Here is an 18540-nt window from a genome sequence, read left to right as displayed (position 1 = left end):
GCCTCCCGCCGGTTTTTGTGCGGCTGTGGACTGCTTCGATATTCCCTGCTGGAGCCCTTTTAGGCTCAACGGATGGCAAGGTCCAGATCGGGCAGGTTCACGGCCTCGGCAGCGCTCTGTCCGACGAGATAGGTCCGCCCCAGGCACATCGCGGTCTCGGATTCGGAGTCCATCAGGATCATATGCGCGAACATCACCATGCCCGGTTCGATTTGCCAGTCATTGGCCTCGTAGAACATCGGCCAGTCCATCCAGGACGGTGTGAACTTCGCGCCGAGCGAGTAGCCGCAGGCGTTGAGCCGGTGCTGCGACAGGCCGTGCTCGTCGAGCACGCGGGCATGGGCCGCAAAGACGTCGCCGGCCGTGCGGCCGGGCTTCAGCTCTGCCTCGCAGGCAAGCAACGCCGCCTTGGCCGCCGCGTGATAGCGCAGATGCAGGGGACGCGGTTCGCCGACCACGACGGTCCGCATGATCGCGGCGTGGTAGTGCCGGTCGACGCCGGCGAATTCGAGCGTGATCTGGTCACGGGCCGAGAGCTTGCGGCGGCCCGATTTGTAGCGGCAGAGCAGGGCGTCGGCTCCCGAGCCGATGATGAACTCGTTGGCGGGATAGTCGCCGCCGCCCGAAAAAATCGCATTGTGCTGGGCCGCGAGAATGTCGCCTTCGTCGGCGCCCGCCGCGATCGCGTCGAGCCCGGCCTTGTCGGCGGCGTCGGACAGCGCGGCGGCGCGACGGACATACGCGATCTCCTCGGCGGATTTCACGGCGCGCAGGCGTGTGACGATGGTCGAAGCGTCGACGAGGTCGCTCACGCCGGAGAAGGCCGCTTCGAGCTTGCGGCCGTTGCTTGCGACGAGACCGTAGGACTCGAACTCGACGCCGATACGCTTGCCGGCAAGACCAAGCGCTCCGGCCATCGCGAGCAGGTCGTGGGCCGGGTTGGCGTCGCGGCCATCCTTCCAGATCCGGATGTCGCTCAGGTTCGAGGTTTGCCGCGCCTGCCTGAAATCGGCCGAGCGGGTCAGCAGCGCCATCGTGCCGTCGGCTTTCACGACGAGGCACTGGAAGAAGCAGAAGCCGAAGGTGTCGTAGCCGGTCAGCCAGAACATCGATTCCTGCTGGAACAGGAACAGCGCGTCGAGTTTTTCGCGTTGCATGGCGGCAAGTAGCACGTCGCGGCGGCGGGCGAATTCGGCTGGGGTGAAATGCAGGGCCATGCGCTGAAACTCCGAAAGCGGCGGACGCTCGTCCTTAGAGGCAGATGACCCGGCGGCAAAGCGGCCGAGACCGCACCGTTCCGCGATGATTGCGGGATTTGCAATCGTGACCCATATGTCTGGGCGCACGGGCCTGCCAGCCCCGTTTCGGAGAGTCTCATGGTCACGACCAGCAATCGCTTCCTCGACGACATCGCCCGCCTCGCGACCGATGCAGCCGGCGCGGCGCAAGGGGTGCGGCGCGAGGTCGAGACTGTCGTGAAGACGCAGATCGAGCGGCTGCTGCGCGACATGGACGTCGTCACCCGCGAGGAGTTCGAGGCGGTGCGCGAGATGGCGCTGCTGGCGCGCGAGGAGAACGACAAACTGGCGGCGCGACTCGCCGCGCTCGAAGCCGGGCAGGCCAAGGCCAAGCCTTCCAGGTCTTGACCTGCCAAGTCCCGAGGCTCGCGCATCCACAGGCAAGTGCTGTGGACAGCCGCCGGCAGGGATTGAGCCGCAGGCCCGAATCCGGGGAGCGTGCAGCTGTGTTGGGCGCGTCACAGCGCCTGCGCTATCGTCGGTGAGAGAGTTGATTCGGCAGCCGGATTTTGCCTTGGCGATCCGGCGCCGGAGGTGGAGCGCAGGTGATCGCGCGCCGCAGAGTCGGGTTGCGTCCCTGCCGCTTTCCAGTCGCCGTGTTCCCGTTCTCGAACGCGCCGGACCCGTCTGCCGACGGGACCCGGCAGTTGGACCCTAGGGCATGATGGACCTTGATCTGGACGCCGAGACCGATCGGCCTTCCAATCCTCTCGATCTGATCGAACGTCTCGCCGTTCTCAACAACTGGAACTTCGATCGCGACAGCGACGACGAGCTCTCGGTCGCCGTCACCGGCGGCTGGTCGGAATATCACGTCGCGATCACATGGCTCGCCGAGGTCGAGGCGATCCACATCGCCTGCGCCTTCGACCTGAAAGTGCCCGACCGGCGGCGTGGCGAGGTTTTGCAACTCGTCAGCCTCGTCAACGAGCAGCTCTGGCTCGGCCATTTCGACCTCTGGAGCACGGAGAACGTGGTGATGTACCGCCACGCGCTGCTGCTCTCGGGCGGGGCGGAGCCGACCGACGAGCAGGCGGCGGCGCTGATCAAGGCGGCGATCGATGCCTGCGAGCGCTATTTCCAGGCCTTCCAGTTCGTCGTCTGGGCCGGCAAGACCGCGAAGGAAGGCCTCGAGGGCGCGATGCTGGAAACGGTCGGGGAGGCGTAATTGCGACGGTTGGCGTCATGGGTCGGGCTTGACCCGACCATCTCATGACGAGAAGGCTTTCCTGTGAGAGATTCTCGGGACAAGCCCGAGAATGACGCCCTGAGAGAGACGCCCCATGTCCGGTCCCCTGCCGCAATCGCTCGTCCTCATCGGCGCGGGCAAGATGGGTGGGGCGATGCTGGAGGGCTGGCTGCGCATCGGCATGAACCCGGCCGGAATCAGCCTGATCGATCCCCATCCGTCCGACGAGATGGTGGCGCTCGCGGCGGAGAGGGGCATGGGCTTGAATCCGCCGGCTGCAACGCTGCCGCCGGCCGAGGTCGTGGTGCTTGCAACCAAGCCGCAGATGCTCGACACGGCGGCTCCCGCCGTGCAGGCCTTCATCCACCCCAAAACGCTGCTGATCTCGATCCTCGCAGGCAAGACGCTGGGCGATCTGTCGGCGCGTCTGCCCAACGCCAATGCGCTGATCCGGGCGATGCCGAACCTGCCGGCCTCGGTGCAGCGTGGCGTGACCGCAGCAGCGCCGGGCCCGGGCGTCACCGCCGCGCAGCGGGCAATGACCGACGCGCTGCTCGGCAGCATCGGCAAGGTCGAATGGCTCGACGACGAGAACCTGATCGACGCGGTGACCGCCGTCTCGGGCTCGGGCCCGGGCTATGTCTTCCATCTGGTCGAGGCTCTGGCGGCGGCCGGTCTCGCCGCCGGCCTGCCTGCCGACATCGCCGAGCGACTTGCGCGTGCGACTGTCGAGGGCGCGGGCGAGTTGCTGTTCCAGTCGCCGCTGTCGCCGGCGACCCTGCGCCAGAACGTGACCTCGCCTGCCGGCACGACGGCTGCCGGCCTTGCTGTGCTGATGGCCGATGACGGGCTGACACCACTGATGACCAGGACGGTGGCTGCCGCCAAACGTCGCGCCGGTGAGCTTTCCGGCTGATCGGCCTTTCATCGGCCGCAAGCGCGTCCTAGCTTCTCAAGCATTGCTCGCAAGAGGAGATGCGCCATGGCCCGCAAGCCCGTTCCCCCGATGACCGAGCCCGCCCCTCCGGTCGATCCGCGCAAGCAGGCGGTCGAGGCGCTGATGCGTCTGGCGGCGAGCCGGCCCTGGAGCGAGATCGAACTCGGCGACATCGCAACGGAAGCGGGGCTGACGCTGGCTGCGCTGCGCAGCCTGTTTCCCTCGAAGCTCGCCATGCTCGGCGGCCTGACCCGCATCGTCGACGACGTGGTGCTGGCCGGCGCCTCCGACGATCTCGCGGGCGAGCCGGTGCGCGAGCGCCTGTTCGATCTCGTGATGCGTCGGCTCGACGCGATGGCGCCCTACAAGGACGCATTGCGCAAGATCATGCCGGTGATTCGGCGCGATCCGCTGACGCTGGCGGCGCTGAACAAGGGCGCGGTCAATTCCTGGCGCTACATGCTGGCGTCGGCCGGCATCCCCACAGAGGACGAACTCGGCGCCTTGCGCGTGCAGGGCGCGGTGCTGCTGATGGCGCGCGTCGGCGATGTCTGGCTCGGCGACGACGAGCCGGACCTGTCGCGGACCATGGCGCGGCTCGATCGTGAACTGAAGACGGCCGGGCAGATCATGGCCCGCGTCGAGGACGTGCATCGCCTGACCGCGCCGCTGCGCGGGCTGGCGCGGGCTTTGTGCTCCGGCCGCCGGCCAGGCATACGCCGGCGCGAACGCGGCGACGAGCGTGCGCGCGACGGCGAGGACTACGCCCCAGCGATCTGAGAAATGCGTGCGGAAGTCGCAACAAGCCGGACGGCATAGGCCGAAAGGCCATATCGTTAAGCGAGCCTTAGCCAATTCGCGCGAAAGTGACGAATCTCACTTTGCGCGGGGTTCGCGATGTCTCTCCTGAACAAGTTCACCTCCCTGTCGATCGGCCGCTCGTTCGGTCTGGTCGCGCTTCTGGCTGCGGTCATCGCTATCGGTGGCGTCGGCTTCACGCTGAACGAAGCGCACAAGGAGATGATCGACCTCAAGCGCGCCGAGATCAAAAACGCGGTCGAGGCGGCGACCTCGACGGTCAACAGCTATCTGGCGCGGGTCGAGAAGGGCGAGCTCAAGGACGCCGACGCCCGGAAGATGGCGATCGACGCCATCTCCGGCGCCCGCTTCGACGGCGGCAACTACTACTTCATCATCAATTACGATGGCATCAGCATCTCGCATGCCAACAAGAAGATCGAGACGACGGATATGAGCCCGCTCAAGGATGCGACGGGCAAATTCTTCGTCCAGGAGATGATCAAGGTCTCCAAAGGAGCCGGCACCGGCTTCATCGACTATGGCTGGATCAAGCCCGGCGACAAGGAGGCTTCGCTGAAGATCTCCTATGTCGTGGCCGTGCCGAAATGGCAGTGGATGATCGGATCCGGGCTTCACGTCCATGACGTCGATGCCGCCTTCACCAGCATGATCGGCGACGTCGCCAAGGTTCTCGTGCCGCTCGGTCTCGTGATGCTCGGCCTCGTGATCATGCTCAGCCGCCGCTCGTCGGGCATGCTCGCCTCGACCGCGACCTCGATGAGCAGCCTCGCCGCCGGCGACCTCCAGGCGAAGATCGCCTATCAGGAACGCACCGACGAGGTCGGCGCGATGGCGCGCGCGCTTGTCGTCTTCCGCGATGCGGCTCTGGCCAAGTCCGAGATGGAGGCCGACAAGGCCCGCGTCGAGGCGCAGGCCAATGCCCAGCGCGACGCCGCCGATGGCGAGCGTCGCCGCAACGAGAGCGAGCGCGCCGAACTCGCGCAGATGCAGGAAGGCGTCGTCATGGCGCTGGGCGCGGGCCTCGAGCATCTGTCGGAGGGCGATCTGACCTATCGCATCGACGAGCCCTTCAGCGCCGATTACGCCAAGCTCAAGGACGACTTCAACGCCGCGATCGCGAAGCTTCAGGAGACGATGCGGCAGATCGCGACCAATACTGAGAGCATGAAGGCGGGCTCCGGCGAGATCAGCCAGGCTGCCGACGACCTCGCCAGCCGCACGGAGCAGCAGGCCTCCTCGGTCGAGGAGACCGCGACCGCGCTCGACGAACTGACCGCGACCGTGCGCCAGACCGCCGAGAGCGCGCGCCTCGCCAGCCAGGCGACGAGCCAGGTCAAGACCGAGGCCGAGCAGTCGACCGCGATCGTGCGCGACGCCGTGCTGGCCATGGGCGGCATCGAGAAATCGGCCGACGAGATCTCGCAGATCGTCGGCGTTATCGACGAGATCGCCTTCCAGACCAATCTGCTCGCGCTGAACGCCAGCGTCGAGGCGGCCCGCGCCGGCGATGCCGGCAAGGGCTTCGCGGTCGTGGCGTCCGAGGTACGCGCGCTCGCCCAACGCTCGGCCGACGCCGCCAAGGAGATCAAGGGGCTGATCTCGGCCTCCAACATCGAGGTCGAGAAGGGCGTCACGCTGGTCGGCCAGACCGGCGGCGCACTGCAGCGCATGGCTGACGAGATCACGCGGGCGACCTCGCTCGTCGCCGAGATCGCCAGCGCCGCGCAGGAGCAGGCGATGGGCCTCCAGGAGGTCAACACCGCCGTCAACGGGATGGATCAGGCGACGCAGCAGAACGCCGCGATGGCCGAGGAATCCACCGCCGCCGCCCATTCGCTGACGCAGGAGGCCGATCGGCTGGCGGCGCTCGTCGCACGCTTCCAGCTTGGCGGCGATATCGGCGGATTGCGCGCGATGGCGCAGACGATGCGGGCGGCTCCCGCGCCGGCCCCGCGCGCGGCGGCGCCCCGGCCGGCTGCCGCCTATGCCGGTGGTGCCGCAACCGCGCGCAAAATCGACCATGACAAGGGCTGGTCGGAGTTTTGAGTGCGTCGTCGGAACCGGTCGCCACGATCGGCTTTGAGGACTTCCTCAAGGTCGACATCCGGGTCGGGACGGTGGTCGAGGCCGCGCCCTATCCCGAGGCGCGCAAGCCCGCGATCAAGCTGACGATCGATTTCGGCGGCACGATCGGGCTGAAGAAATCCTCGGCCCAGATCACGAAGCACTATCAGCCCGAGGAACTGGTGGGCCGGCAGGTGCTGGCGGTGGTGAATTTTCCGCCGCGTCAGATCGGCAAGTTCATGTCCGAGGTGTTGACGCTTGGCGTTCCCGATGCCTCGGGCGAGGTCGTTCTGATCGGGCCGAGCCTGGCCGTGCCCGATGGCGGGCGGCTGTTCTAGGCCGGCCAGACACCTGTCGCCAGCGTGCCGTCGCCCGACCAGACGATCTCGACGCGACCCTGAGGCTGCAGCACCGTACCATCGTCGAAATCGACGACGGGCAGGCTGGCGCGAGGGTCGCGCGGCAGATTGCCGAGCGCTTCATTGGGCAGAAACGCCACTCAACCGACCTGCCGGACTACCAGAGCAAGCTCTTTGCCGATCACTGGATCAGATCGCTCATGTGTTCATGCCAAGCCGGCTGAGCAGCGCCGCGCCGGTGCGGATGCCGTTGTAGAAGCAGTCGATCTTCATGTTCTCGTTGGGGGCGTGGTTTGCTTCGTCGGCATTGGCATAGGGCACGACGAAGGCCGGGATGCCGAGGATCTTGGTGAAGACGTAGTCGGGCAGGCTGCCGCCCATGGACGGGTATTCGAGCGGCGCCACGCCCTGCGCGGTGGTGATCGCCTCGCGCAGGATCTGCGCCCAGGGCGTATCCATCGGCACGCGTGACGGCAGCATGCCGTGGCCGTGGACGAATTCGACCTCGGGCGCGTGACGCTTCACATGCGCCTCGACCTTCGCCAGCACATCGGCGGGTGTCTGGTTGTCGACGAGGCGGATGTCGCATTTCGCGAAGGCCTCGCAGGGCAGCACGGTCTTGGAGCCGGGCCCGCCATAGCCGCCATGCAGGCCGTTGATCGTCAGCGTCGGGTGGAACATCAGCCGGTCGTAATAGGGGCGGTCGGCCGGCGCATCGAGCCGCCTCAGCCCCAACTCGTCCATCACGCCGGGAAGATCGAGCGGAAGTCTGGCGGCGGCGGCCTTTTCCAGCTCGCCCGCCGGAATGATCGCGTCGTGCAGCCCCTCGATGGTGATCTCGCCCTGCGCGTTCTTCATGGTGCCGAGCAGGTGGATCAGCGTCCAGATCGGGTTGGGCACCACGCCGCCGAAATTGCCCGAATGCACGTCGCGCTTCGCATGGCGCGCGCGCAGCTCGAAGGTCGCGATGCCGCGCACGCCATAGGTCATGGTCGGCAGGCCGGACGGATGCATGCCGCCATCGGAGGTGACGACGAAATCCGCCTTCAGCGCGTCGCGATGGGCGGCGATGAAATCGGCAATGCGCGGACTTCCAATTTCTTCCTCGCCCTCCAGCAGCACGATGACGTTGCAGGGCAGCCTGCCATGCACCTTCATATGCGTCTCGATCGCCATCAGCTGCGCGAAATGCTGGCCCTTGTTGTCGCCGATGCCGCGCGCATAGATCCGGCCGTCGCGGATCGTCGGCTCGAAGGGCGGGCTGATCCAGGCTTCGAGCGGGTCGGGCGGCTGCACGTCGTAATGGCCATAGAGCAGAACGGTCGGCGCGCCCGGCGCCTTCTCCCAGCGACCGATCACCATGGGATGCCCCGCGGTCGGCACCAGCTCCGCGTCGAGCCCGATTTCGCCAAGCATCGTGACGAGCAGCGCCGCGACCTCGCCGATGCCGATATTATGCGCCGATATGCTGGGATGGCGGACATAGTCGATGACCCGCGACAGGAAGCTCTCGCGGCTGGCGTCGATATGGTCGAAGACGGCGGCGAGCGCGGCATCAGGCTTGTCGGTCATGATCAGGCTCCCCGGGCCGTTGCGGCCGGATTCTTGGTCAGCAGCAGCGCGCCCGATTCATGGACCGCCGCCGACCAGCTCTCCGGCAGCAAGGTCGTGGCGTCGAGCTGGGTGACGATGGCCGGGCCTGCGAAGCGATCCCCGGCTCCCAGCGACGCCCGTTCATAGCCTGGCGCCTGCGCCGCGCCACCCGGTCGTTCGAGTCGCAAACTCTCGGCCGGCTGCGCACCCGTGCCGGCCGGCAGCGTCTGCTTTGCCGGCGGAGTCATGGTGCCGGCGGCCTCGATGCGCAGCGTCACCAGTTCGACCGGGGCGGTCAGCGCAAAGCCGTAGAGGCCGCGATGCGCGTCCTCGAAGGCGCGTTCGGCGGCCTCCGCCGTGCCCTGCCATGCAACCGCGATCTCGCCGCCCTGGCCGTGATAGCGGATCAGCGCCACGGACTGGCGCAATTGCCGCTCCGGCGCGACGCCTTCCGATTCCAGCCATGCGGCGGCTTGCGTTTCGAGTTCGGCGAAGATCGCGTTCGCGACGCCCGCATCGATTGCGCCCGCCTTCGGCAGGGTGCGGCTGAACTCGGCCTTGAGGCTCGCGACGAGCAGCCCGTCGGCGCAGAGCACGCCGGGTGCGGGCGGGATCATGACGCGCTCGATGCCGAGCAGATCGGCGAGCGCGCAGCCATGCAACGGACCGGCGCCGCCGAAAGGCACCAGCGTAAAGTCGCGCGGATCATGCCCGCGCTCCACCGAGACGATGCGCAGCGCGCCGACCATATGGCTGTCGATGATCTGCAAAATACCGCGCGCCGCCGCTTCGACCGACAAGCCCAGCGGCCTGGCGACCTCGTTCTCGACGACGCGGCGCGAGGCGGCGACATCGAGCGCCATGCGTCCGCCGAGCAGGCGCGCCGGCAAATGGCCGAGCACGACATGGGCGTCCGTCACGGTGGCCAGCGTGCCGCCGCGCCCATACGCGGCCGGGCCGGGTTCTGCCCCGGCGCTTTGCGGGCCGACCTGCAGCGCGCCGTTCTCGATCCGCGCGATCGAGCCGCCGCCCGCGCCGATCGTGACCATGTCGACCATCGGCAGCGGCAGCGGCCAGTCGCCGATCTGGCCCTGCTGCGTCAGGTTGATCTTGCCGTCCTTGATCAGGCAGATATCGGCGCTGGTGCCGCCGATATCGACGGTCAGGATGTCGTGGATGCCGCAGGCGGCCGCGACGTCGCGCGCGCCGACGACGCCTGCAGCGGGTCCAGACAGCGCAGTCAGTGCCGGCGCGCGGCGGATCACCGACGCGCCCGCCACGCCGCCATTGGACTGCATCAGCAGGATCGGCGCCGCAACCGCCTCGTCCTTTAGCCGCTGCTCCAGCCGTGCGACATAGGTGGAGACGCCCGGCATCACCACCGCGTTCAGCACGGTGGCAAGCGTGCGCTCATATTCGCGCACCACCGGCAGCACATCGACCGAGGCCGTGACGGCGACGCCGGGCAGCATCTCGCGGAAGATCTCGGCCACGCGCAACTCATGGGCCGGATTGGCGAAGGAATGCAGCAGGCAGATCGCCACCGCCTCGACCGCGAGTTCGCGGCAGGTCTGCGCGGCGGCGCGTACGCTGTCCTCGTCGAGCGGCGTCAGGACCAATCCACCGGGGCCGATGCGCTCGACGATTTCGAAGGTGCGCGAGGGCGGCACCGGGCGCTCCGGCTTGATCCAGGCGTAGAGGTTGGCCTTGCGCGGAATATCCTGCCGGCCGATCGAAAGCACATGGCGGAAGCCGGAGGTCGTCACCAGCGCGGCGCGGGCGCCCTTGCCCTCCAGGATCATGTTGGTTGCGACGGTGGTGCCGTGCAGTACGCGGTCGAGCTCTACCGCCTCGCGGCCTGCGTCTTCGAGCGCGAGCCTGACGCCGGCGATGAAGGCGAGCGAGGGGTCGCTCGGCACGCTCGGCGTCTTGGCGCGCCACACCTTGCCGCTCACGGCATCATGCAGCGCGACGTCGGTGAAGGTGCCGCCGATATCGACGGCGACCGAAAGGCCGGGCTCAGGAGAGGACATCGACATACTCGTTGCGATGAAAAGCGCGGGTCTCGGGGCGGTTCGTGCGCAGTATGGAGGTCGCTGCCTCGTCGACGCGCCGGCCGGCTATGGCGACGCCATAGAGCCCGGCTGCCGCCTCGATGCCGACGAAGCCGCCCATCACATCCTCCAGCACCGCTTCCGGCGGCCTGTCGAAGGGATGGCCACGGCCGCCGCCGCCGCCGGTTTCGATTCGCAGGATGTCGCCGCGCTTCAGTTTTGTACCGTCCGACAGTGGCGGGATCGTCCTCTCGTTTGCCGTGCCGGGGTTGAGGGTGACGCCGCCGACGCCACCGCTGCGGCCACCGGCAATGCCCCATGGCGGATTCTTGATGCCGTCGATGCGGACCGCGAAATTCGCCTCCTCGGCAAGGATCTCGTATTCGCGCACGATGCCGCAGCCGCCGCGATAGCGGCCGGCTCCGCCGGAATCCTGCACCACGCCATATTGGCGCAGAACGACCGGATAGCCGGCCTCGAGGAATTCGACCGGATAGTTCTCCTGTGCGACGAAATAAACCGCGTCGATGCCATCGGCAAAGGGGCGCGCGCCGTAACCGACGCCGAGCCCGTCCGACATCAGGAAGCCCTGCAGTTCTCCGGCTTCGGTGCGGAAACGGCCGCGTATGAAGGTGATGACATAGGCCGAATGCGAGGCCGGCGCGCCGCCGCCGGCTGTGTTGATCAGCCCGTTGATGCCGGCGAGCACGCGCATCATCGTCAGGCCGCGCATGCCGAGCGGGGCGGGGAATGTCGGCCAGAGCAGCGAGCCCTCACGCAGGCGTACCTCGTCGAGTGCCTGTGGCCCGCCGGCATTGCAGACCTGGCCGGGGTCGCCGCCGAGATAATAAAGCCCCAGCGCCATGCCCGGCACGCCCGGATTCATCAGGAAATTCACCGGCCCCGGCGCCTGGTCGTCGGTGCCGGTGGCGTCGAAGATGAAGCGGTCGCCCGACGCGGTCTTTTCGCGGGTGAGCGCGAAGCGGATCTTGAACGGGCCATGGCCATGCCCGTCGGAATCGATCGCATCGGTAAAGGAGTGAGTGCCGTAGTCGAAGGTCTCGGCCAGCTTCTGGCGCACCAGCGCCCGTGTCCGGTCGAGCAGCTGGCGCAGCGCGTCGGCGACGACATCCGGGCCGAAGCGCGCCACGAGTTCGCTGAAGCGCTTCACGCCGAGCGCGTTGGCCGCCATCAGCGCGCGCATGTCGCCGAGGCTCTGCTCGGGAAAGCGGGAATTGCGGTGGAAGATCGTCAGAGTAGCCTCGTTGATCACGCCAGCATCGCTCAGTTTCGTCGGCGGGACGATGATGCCTTCCTGGAAGATGTCGGTGGCGTCCGGGCTGATCGAGCCGGCGCGAATGCCGCCGATATCGGCGAAATGCGCCCAGCACATCACGAAGGCGCAGCGGCGTCCTTTGTGGAAGACCGGCGCGATCAGCACCTGATCGTTGGAATGGGAGACGGCGCCACGGCTGCCATAACAGTCATTGTACCAGTAGAGATCGCCCTCCCGCATCGTCTCCAGCGGAAAGTCGCGGATCACCGGCCCGGTCATGTCGCCGAAGACCGGCACGTTCGAGCCAACGGCCATGACGCCATCGGCATCGAAAAGGCCGGTATAGAAGTCCTTCTTCTCGCGGATGAAGGCGGAGATCGCCGTCCGCTCGATCAGCGCTTCCATCTCGGCCTGCACGGCGCGGATGGCGCCGCGGACGATTTCGAGCGTCACCGGGTCGCAGAGCGGACCCGGCGCAGTCGGGGTCGAACCGGGGCGCATTTCGTCAGTTCGAAGCATGCCTGTCCCTTTCGCTGCCGGAAGCCGATTGATCGGCGGTTGTCATGGCCGGGCGGTCTTCTCTCGCCTGCTATTCGGCTGCGGCTTGCGGAAGCCAGCCGAGCTTTGTCGAAATCTCGGCCGCCGCTTCCAGAAGGAGGCGGACGTAGAAGCTTTCGAGGTCTTCGGTCAGCCGCGATTGCGGCCCGGCGACGGAGACCGAGGCGATGACGCGGCCGGCATAGTCGTGGATCGGCGCGGCCACCGAGAAGGCGCCGAAATCGAGGTCGCCATGGCTGATATTATAGCCATCGGCGCGGATGCGATCGAGAATGGCGCCAAGGCGCCTGGGATCGACCACGGTCGATGCGGTGAAGGCCTCCAGCTCGCTTGCCAGCACGGCCTCCCGCACCTCCTTCGGCGCGAAGGCGAGCAGCAGCTTGGGGCTGCCGCCGACATGCAGCGGGCCGGGCCGGCCAAGTTCGGCATAAAGCCGGATCGGCTGCGGCGACTGGCGGATGGCGAGGCAGACCGTTCCCAAGCCCTCGCGGACATGCAGGCTGACATTCTCGCGGGTGCGCGCCGCCAGATCGTCGAGCACCGGGTTGGCCGCCTTCACCAGCGGCGACTGGTACTGCACCTGCTCGGAGAGATAGAGCGGCTTGTAGCCGAGCGAATAGGTCTTCTCGCCCGGGTCCTTCATCAGGAAGCCGCGCGCCTCAAGCGTGGTGGCCATCCGGAAGGCGAGGGTCTTGGTCGTGCCGCTGAGGCGCGCCAGCTCGGACAGGCCGATATTCTGGTTCTCGGCGACGATCTCGAGGACCTGCAGGGCGCGGTCAACGGCTGAAATGATGTAGGTCATAAGGTGATCGCATTCCGGCTCATGCGGCGTGGAGATGGCAGGCGGAGTATCTGCCCGGTGTCACCTCGACAAGGCGGGGCTCTTCCGCCCTGCAGCGGTCGAAGACATGGGGGCAGCGGTCGCAAAGCCGGCAACCGGGCGGCGGATGCAAGGCATTGCCGATCGAGCCCGAGATCGGCAGGGCGTCACGGGACTGGTCGACATCGGGCGTCGGCACGGCGGCGATCAGCGCCCTGGTGTAGGGGTGCGCCGGTCGCTGGATGATCTCCTCGGTCGGGCCCTGCTCGACGATGCGGCCGAGATACATCACGATCGTGCGCGAGCAGATGTAGCGGACCAGCGTCAGGTCGTGCGAAATCGTGAAGGAGGTCAGCGAAAGCCGCGCCTTCAGGTCCCGCAGCAGGTTGAGGATGCCGGCGCGCACGCTGACGTCCAGCATCGAGACCGGTTCGTCGGCGACGAGGAATTCAGGCCCGATGACGAGCGCGCGCGCCATCACGATGCGCTGCAACTGCCCGCCCGAGAGCTGGTGCGGCAGGCTGTCGAGATAGCGCTGCGGCTCGGCGAGGCCGACCAGTCTGAGACTTTCCGCGACGCGGTCGGCATGCTCGTCCTTCGGAACGCCCATATTGACCAGCGGCTCGGCGACGATGCGCCGGATCGGGAAGCGCGGGTTGAGCGCGTCGAACGGGTTCTGGAAGACGAGCTGCGCCTGCCGCCGGAACGTCTTCAGCCGTGGGGTCTTCATCGCGTCGAGGTGCTCGCCGCGATAGCTCAACTGCCCGCCGGTGGCCTTGGTCAGACGCAGCAGCAGCCGGCCTACCGTGGTCTTGCCGGAGCCGGATTCGCCGACGAGACCGACGCTCTCGCCCTGGTCGATGGCGAGGTCGATCCCGTCCACGGCGCGCACCAGCGGCCGCTGGCCGCGCAGCATCTGCGTCAGCGAACGGTTCACCGGAAAATGCTTCGACAGGCCGTGGGCCTCGATCAGGCGCTCCATGTCTGCGCCTCCCTGGCGCGCTCGCGCAGCACCGGCGCCTCGCCTGCGCGGTGGCACGCGACCTTGTGCCCGGTCGTGATCTCGATGATGTCGGGCGAGACCTCGCGGCATAGCGGCAAGGCGAAGGGGCAGCGCGCGGCGAAGCGGCAGCCGGGAGGAGGGTCGGAAAGATCGGGCGGCGCACCCTCGATCGGCACGAGCATGTCGATGCGCGCCTTCAGGTCGGGCGAGGCGTTCATCAGCCCCATCGTATAGGGGTGAGACGGCGCGCCGACGAGCTCCGCCGTCGTGCCGAATTCGACGATCCGGCCGCCATACATCACCGCCGTCAGCGTGCAGAGATAGGCGACGACGCTGATGTCGTGCGTCACCACGATTGCCGAGAGGCCGAGATCGCGCCCGAGCATGCGGATCGTGTCCAGCACCTGCCGCTGCACGATGACGTCGAGCGCCGTCACCGGCTCGTCGGCGATGATCAGCTTGGGGTTGAGCGCCAGCGCCAGCGCGATCGCCGCGCGCTGGCGCATGCCGCCGGAGAACTGGTGCGGGAAATCCATCAGCCGGCGCGGATCGAGCCCGACGGCGCGGAAGAGTTCCGCCGCCCGCTCATCGGAGGCAGCCTTCGAGAACCCGCCGCGCGAGCACAGCACCTCGCGCATCTGGTCGCGCAGCCGATAGACCGGATCGAGCGCATTCATCGCCGTCTGCGGCACGAAGGAGATCTCGCGCCAGAGCCGCTCGCGCCGCCGCGCCTCCGTCGAGGGTATGAGCTCCTCGCCGGCAAGTTCCACGCGCCCGCCCGCAATCCGTGCGTTGCCCGGCAGCACGCCCATGATGGCGCGGGCGAGCGTGGATTTGCCGCAGCCGGATTCGCCGACGAGGCCGAGCATGGTCGCAGCCGGCACCTCCAGATCGACGGAGTCGACAGCCTGGATCGTCGTGCCGCCGCGACGATAGGACACCGAGAGGTTCTCGATCTGGAGCAGCGCGCCCATTCAGCCCTCTCCAAGCTTGGGGAACAGCAGTTCCTCATAGCCGCGGCTGATCAGGAAGCCTGCGAGCACGACCAGAACGAGACAGATACCCGGCGGGATGAACCAGAAGAACTGCTGCCGGTCGAGCGCCTGCGAGGCGTAGGCATCCTGCAGCATCGTGCCCCAGGAGATGATGTCGGCCTCGCCAAAACCAAGAAAGCTCAGGCTCGCCTGGGTCAGGATCGCCCAACCGACCGCGATCGAGCCGTAGAGGAAGGACAGCGGCACGATATTGGGCGCGATATGCACCAGCATGATGCGCCACTCGCTGGCGCCTGTGACGCGCGCGGCCTCGATGAACTGCCTCTGCGCCAGCGTCAGCACCTGGGCGCGGATCACGCGCGCGGCGTTGGGCCAGAGCAGGATCGCGACCGCCAGGACGACATTGCGCTGGCTCGGCCCGATCAACGCCACCAGCACGATGACGAAGGGCAGGAAGGGCAGCCCGAGCACGAGATCGGCAAACCGCATCAGGCTGCGGTCGACCCAGCCGCCGAGATAGCCCGCTAGCAGGCCGACGATGCTGCCGATCGTCGCGACCGCGACCGCGGCGGTGATGCCGACGAAAAAGGAGGGCCTGACCCCCATGACCAGCTGCGAGAAGACGTCGCGCCCGAGATTGGTGGTGCCGAGCCAATGGCCTGCGCCCGGAGGCAGCGAGGCGGCGAGGCGGCCATCGTCCCGGAACAGGATCTCCGTCGGATCATAGGGAGCGATCATGTCGGCGCAGATCGCTATGATCAGGAAGATCAGATAGATAGACACCCCGATCAGGGCTGACGGGTGTCGCAGCATGTGCTGCAGCGTGCGCGCGATCAGCCCCGGCGCCTTGGGTCTGGGCTTCGCGACGGCGACATTGGCGCCTGCTTCAATGACCGCCATCGCCCACCCGCGGATCGAGCCAGCTGTAGAGCAGGTCGGCGATGAAGTTCATCACAACGAGCACGGTGGCGATGGCGAGGAAGGCCCCCTGGGCCAGCGGATAGTCGCTGCTGGCGACGGCATCGACCAGCATCCGGCCGAGTCCCGGCCAGCTGAACACGCTCTCGATCACGACATTGCCGCCGACCGACTGGCCGAAGCCCAGCGCGAACGCCGTCACCAGCGGCAGCAGGGCGTTGCGGGCCGCATGCCGCAGGATGATGGTGCGCTCCGGCAGGCCCTTCATCCGCGCCATGGTGACGAATTCCTCGCGCATGACCTCCAGCATGTTCGAGCGCATCAGCAGGACCGGCAGGCCCTGCAGATAGATCGCCAGCGTCAGCACCGGCAGCGCCAGATGGCGCAGATAGTCGAGCGAGAAGATCCGGTCCCATTCCGAGGTGTAGCGGGCGCCGGCGATATTCGCGCCGCCGGACGGAAACCAGTTCAGACCGAAGGCGAAGACCGACAGCACCAGCATGCCAAGCCAGAACTCCGGCGCGGCGCGCGTCATCAGCACGATCGGGACGGAAATCCGCTCGAACCAGGAGCCCCGATGCCAGGCCAGGAAGGCGCCGAAGATCGCGCCGAAGGCATAGGCGACGATGAGCGCGCCCAGCGTCAGAAATATCGTATTCGGCAGCACGGCAAGCACCAGACCGGCGACCGGCTGGCGCTGGCGAAACGACAGCCCGAACTCGCCCTGCGCCAGGTTGCGCATATAGATCAGGTACTGTTCCGACAGCGGCTTATCGAGGCCAAACTGCGCCATGACCTGCAGGCGCTGGTCCTCGGTGAAGGTCGGGTCGAGCTGGGCGATCGTCGGATCGCCGGGCATCAGCCGGAACAGGAAGAAGAGGATCGACGCGATCGCCCACAGCACGACGAGCATGTGGACGATGCGGCGCATAAAATAGGCCATGGCAGCTGCCTCGCGCGGTCGGCCGCTATTCGCCCTGCGTCGTTTCCTTCACGCCCTTGGGGTAGTGAAGCTTCCTGCCGACCAGGACATAGCCGGCATCCTCCAGCGCCTTCTTCGCGCCGTTGAGGTCAGGCTTCATGTCGCTGATGCCGGGCTTGGCCCAGAATTTCAGGGCTGGCGAGATGATCGAGTTCGCCGGCTCGGCATAGCCGTTCCAGGCGGCCTGGGCCATGAGCTGGCGGTTCGTCGCCATCGACAGTGCGCGCCGGAACGCCGCATCGTCGAAGGGCGGTCTGCGCTGGTTCGGCGCGAGGAAGCGGAAGCCCATATCCGTCGTCGAGACGACGTTGATCTTGGCGTTCTGCTTGGCGAAATCGGCAAGGATCGCCGGGTCGCCGCGATAGTCGGAGAGGAAATTGATCTCGCCGCGGCCGAGCATGCCGAGCGTCGCGCCGGTATTGGTGACGACGCGCAGGATCCAGCGATCGATCTTGGGCTTCTCCCAATAATCGGGATTGGCCTCCAGCACGATCTCTTCCTGCAGCTTGAAGCGCGCGACCTTGAAGGGGCCAGATCCGATCGGCAGCGGCTCCTGCACGGTTTCGGCGTTTTCCGGCTTGCTCTCCAGATTCTTGAGGATCGGCTCCCAGACATGCTTCGGGATCAGGTTGATCTTGGCCAGCGTCGAGGCCTCGAAGGCGGCGCTCGGCGCGGTCAGGGTGAAGCGCACCGTCTTATCGTCGATCGCCTTCACCGTCTTGATGCTGGCGACGAACGGCTTGTACATCGGCGACTTGTTGCCGAAATTCGGCGCCTCGAACGAAAAGACGACGTCGTCCACCGTCAGCGGCTTGCCGTCATGCCATTTCTGGCCGGCGCGGATGGTGGCGTCGATGGTGACGGGGTCGACATAGGTGATCTTCTCAGCCGCCCAGGGCGCGGGCAGGCCGTTGGCGTCGATCCGCATCAGCCGGTCCCAGATCAACTCGGTGACCCAGCTGTCGATCGCGCCGCTGATGTAGAGCGGGTTGATCGCGACCATCGCCTCGGAGGCGTTCGAGATCATGTCCTTCTGCGCGCTCATCGGCTTGACGCGCAGGAAGGTCCAGAACGAGCGCACGCCGATGCCGGGCTGGTCGATGAAGGTCGTCTCGTCCCAGACCGTCTTGTCGAAGGCGAAGACGTTCTTGGGGTGGACGAGGAAGATGTAGGGCTGATCCTTGGCGATCAGCTCCTGGGTCTTGAACACGATCTGCTGACGCTTTGTCTTGTCGAGCTCGGCCCGCTGCGCCTCGGCTTCCGCCATGTAGTCCTTGTTGATGTAGTTGACGAAGTTGTAGCCGGTAGCCGCCGTCGACGGGTTGAAGAGGTTGTAGGTCAGCTCGTCGGGGTCGCTGCGCTCGGGCCGGCCGACCATGCGCCACATCGTCATGTCCCACTTCTCGCGCGTGTTCCAGACCAGCGCCGAAAGCTGCGGGCGCGGCAGGCCGCGCACCTCGATGTCGAGCCCCAGCTGACGCCAGGATTGCGCGAGAAGCTGCGCCGCCTGGAATTCCTGCGGGTCGCTCGCCTGCGCCGCCGAGACGATAACGAGCTTGCGGATGGGGTCGCCGGGGTCGGCGGCGAAACCCGGGCGCGTCATCGAGATGGCGGCGACCGAAGCAAGAAGCGAACGACGGGTGATCCTGGCTGACTGCACGGCCGACCTCCT

Annotated in this window: 17 protein-coding genes; 6 read left to right on the top strand and 11 right to left on the bottom strand. The window is 67.0% G+C overall.

All coding sequences use genetic code 11. The annotated features are described in order from the left end of the window. Positions 1–65: 65 nt before the first annotated feature. Entirely contained in the window at positions 66–1217 is a 1152-nt protein-coding gene (locus tag AC1DZY_RS09670; RefSeq protein WP_476819894.1) for a M24 family metallopeptidase, read from the bottom strand. Between the two features lie 159 nt (positions 1218–1376). Here AC1DZY_RS09670 and AC1DZY_RS09665 point away from each other — a divergent pair, with 159 nt between their 5' ends. The 6 genes from AC1DZY_RS09665 to AC1DZY_RS09640 all read left to right on the top strand — a co-directional run bounded on the left by AC1DZY_RS09665 (position 1377) and on the right by AC1DZY_RS09640 (position 6648). Then, a complete protein-coding gene (locus tag AC1DZY_RS09665; protein WP_476819893.1) occupies positions 1377–1646 on the top strand; it encodes an accessory factor UbiK family protein in 270 nt (89 codons plus the stop codon). A gap of 313 nt (positions 1647–1959) precedes the next feature. Beyond that, complete coding sequence (locus AC1DZY_RS09660; protein WP_476819892.1) at positions 1960–2466, top strand: type III secretion system chaperone family protein; 507 nt, start codon at positions 1960–1962, stop codon at positions 2464–2466. Between the two features lie 115 nt (positions 2467–2581). Then, on the top strand, positions 2582–3403 hold the full coding sequence (gene proC, locus AC1DZY_RS09655; protein ID WP_476819891.1) for a pyrroline-5-carboxylate reductase: 822 nt from the start codon (positions 2582–2584) through the stop codon (positions 3401–3403). Between the two features lie 66 nt (positions 3404–3469). Continuing rightward, a complete protein-coding gene (locus AC1DZY_RS09650) occupies positions 3470–4204 on the top strand; it encodes a TetR/AcrR family transcriptional regulator (protein ID WP_476819890.1) in 735 nt (244 codons plus the stop codon). A 117-nt stretch (positions 4205–4321) separates the two neighbouring features. Continuing rightward, positions 4322–6292, top strand: a complete 1971-nt coding sequence (locus AC1DZY_RS09645; RefSeq protein ID WP_476819889.1) for a methyl-accepting chemotaxis protein — start codon at positions 4322–4324, stop codon at positions 6290–6292. Next, a complete protein-coding gene (locus AC1DZY_RS09640; RefSeq protein WP_476819888.1) occupies positions 6289–6648 on the top strand; it encodes a tRNA-binding protein in 360 nt (119 codons plus the stop codon). Before AC1DZY_RS09645 ends, AC1DZY_RS09640 begins: the two co-directional genes overlap by 4 nt. Here AC1DZY_RS09640 and AC1DZY_RS09635 read toward each other — a convergent pair. The 10 genes from AC1DZY_RS09635 to AC1DZY_RS09590 form a co-directional block, all read right to left on the bottom strand. Continuing rightward, positions 6645–6809 (bottom strand): pyridoxamine 5'-phosphate oxidase family protein, encoded by a 165-nt coding sequence (locus AC1DZY_RS09635; RefSeq protein WP_476819887.1) that lies wholly within the window; start codon positions 6807–6809, stop codon positions 6645–6647. The two genes, AC1DZY_RS09640 and AC1DZY_RS09635, sit on opposite strands and share 4 nt — an antisense overlap. 58 nt (positions 6810–6867) lie before the next feature. Beyond that, entirely contained in the window at positions 6868–8241 is a 1374-nt protein-coding gene (locus AC1DZY_RS09630; protein ID WP_476819886.1) for a M20/M25/M40 family metallo-hydrolase, read from the bottom strand. A gap of 2 nt (positions 8242–8243) precedes the next feature. Beyond that, a complete protein-coding gene (locus AC1DZY_RS09625) occupies positions 8244–10295 on the bottom strand; it encodes a hydantoinase/oxoprolinase family protein (RefSeq protein ID WP_476819885.1) in 2052 nt (683 codons plus the stop codon). Further along, positions 10282–12111 carry a hydantoinase B/oxoprolinase family protein gene (locus AC1DZY_RS09620; RefSeq protein ID WP_476819884.1) on the bottom strand — a complete coding sequence of 610 codons (1830 nt, stop codon included), beginning with the start codon at positions 12109–12111 and terminating at the stop codon, positions 10282–10284. The genes AC1DZY_RS09625 and AC1DZY_RS09620 overlap by 14 nt, the downstream gene beginning before the upstream one ends. A 70-nt stretch (positions 12112–12181) precedes the next feature. Continuing rightward, the gene (locus AC1DZY_RS09615; protein WP_476819883.1) at positions 12182–12952 is read right to left on the bottom strand and encodes an IclR family transcriptional regulator; all 771 of its coding nucleotides are present in this window, start codon (positions 12950–12952) and stop codon (positions 12182–12184) included. Between the two features lie 19 nt (positions 12953–12971). After that, a complete protein-coding gene (locus AC1DZY_RS09610) occupies positions 12972–13952 on the bottom strand; it encodes an ABC transporter ATP-binding protein (protein WP_476819882.1) in 981 nt (326 codons plus the stop codon). After that, a complete protein-coding gene (locus AC1DZY_RS09605) occupies positions 13940–14947 on the bottom strand; it encodes an ABC transporter ATP-binding protein (protein WP_476819881.1) in 1008 nt (335 codons plus the stop codon). Before AC1DZY_RS09605 ends, AC1DZY_RS09610 begins: the two co-directional genes overlap by 13 nt. Continuing rightward, on the bottom strand, positions 14948–15868 hold the full coding sequence (locus AC1DZY_RS09600) for an ABC transporter permease (RefSeq protein ID WP_476819880.1): 921 nt from the start codon (positions 15866–15868) through the stop codon (positions 14948–14950). Then, positions 15855–16829, bottom strand: coding sequence for an ABC transporter permease (locus AC1DZY_RS09595; RefSeq protein ID WP_476819879.1), 975 nt, complete (start codon positions 16827–16829; stop codon positions 15855–15857). Before AC1DZY_RS09595 ends, AC1DZY_RS09600 begins: the two co-directional genes overlap by 14 nt. Before the next feature lie 25 nt (positions 16830–16854). Next, positions 16855–18528, bottom strand: a complete 1674-nt coding sequence (locus AC1DZY_RS09590; protein WP_476819878.1) for an ABC transporter substrate-binding protein — start codon at positions 18526–18528, stop codon at positions 16855–16857. Between the last annotated feature and the right edge of the window lie 12 nt (positions 18529–18540).

The sequence above is a fragment of the Allobosea sp. P2_A10 genome (assembly GCF_056405115.1).
This window is presented reverse-complemented; position numbering and strand designations above follow the sequence as displayed.

What these genes read in the sequence shown, in the direction of transcription:
- AC1DZY_RS09650 (WP_476819890.1), top strand. Translation starts at nt 3,470, where the DNA reads ATGGCCCGCAAGCCCGTTCCCCCGATGACCGAGCCCGCCCCTCCGGTC.
- AC1DZY_RS09670 (WP_476819894.1), bottom strand. Translation starts at nt 1,217, where the DNA reads ATGGCCCTGCATTTCACCCCAGCCGAATTCGCCCGCCGCCGCGACGTG.
- AC1DZY_RS09605 (WP_476819881.1), bottom strand. Translation starts at nt 14,947, where the DNA reads ATGGGCGCGCTGCTCCAGATCGAGAACCTCTCGGTGTCCTATCGTCGC.
- AC1DZY_RS09620 (WP_476819884.1), bottom strand. Translation starts at nt 12,111, where the DNA reads ATGCTTCGAACTGACGAAATGCGCCCCGGTTCGACCCCGACTGCGCCG.
- AC1DZY_RS09610 (WP_476819882.1), bottom strand. Translation starts at nt 13,952, where the DNA reads ATGGAGCGCCTGATCGAGGCCCACGGCCTGTCGAAGCATTTTCCGGTG.
- AC1DZY_RS09615 (WP_476819883.1), bottom strand. Translation starts at nt 12,952, where the DNA reads ATGACCTACATCATTTCAGCCGTTGACCGCGCCCTGCAGGTCCTCGAG.
- AC1DZY_RS09665 (WP_476819893.1), top strand. Translation starts at nt 1,377, where the DNA reads ATGGTCACGACCAGCAATCGCTTCCTCGACGACATCGCCCGCCTCGCG.
- AC1DZY_RS09625 (WP_476819885.1), bottom strand. Translation starts at nt 10,295, where the DNA reads ATGTCCTCTCCTGAGCCCGGCCTTTCGGTCGCCGTCGATATCGGCGGC.
- AC1DZY_RS09645 (WP_476819889.1), top strand. Translation starts at nt 4,322, where the DNA reads ATGTCTCTCCTGAACAAGTTCACCTCCCTGTCGATCGGCCGCTCGTTC.
- AC1DZY_RS09595 (WP_476819879.1), bottom strand. Translation starts at nt 16,829, where the DNA reads ATGGCCTATTTTATGCGCCGCATCGTCCACATGCTCGTCGTGCTGTGG.
- proC (WP_476819891.1), top strand. Translation starts at nt 2,582, where the DNA reads ATGTCCGGTCCCCTGCCGCAATCGCTCGTCCTCATCGGCGCGGGCAAG.
- AC1DZY_RS09630 (WP_476819886.1), bottom strand. Translation starts at nt 8,241, where the DNA reads ATGACCGACAAGCCTGATGCCGCGCTCGCCGCCGTCTTCGACCATATC.
- AC1DZY_RS09600 (WP_476819880.1), bottom strand. Translation starts at nt 15,868, where the DNA reads ATGGCGGTCATTGAAGCAGGCGCCAATGTCGCCGTCGCGAAGCCCAGA.
- AC1DZY_RS09660 (WP_476819892.1), top strand. Translation starts at nt 1,960, where the DNA reads ATGATGGACCTTGATCTGGACGCCGAGACCGATCGGCCTTCCAATCCT.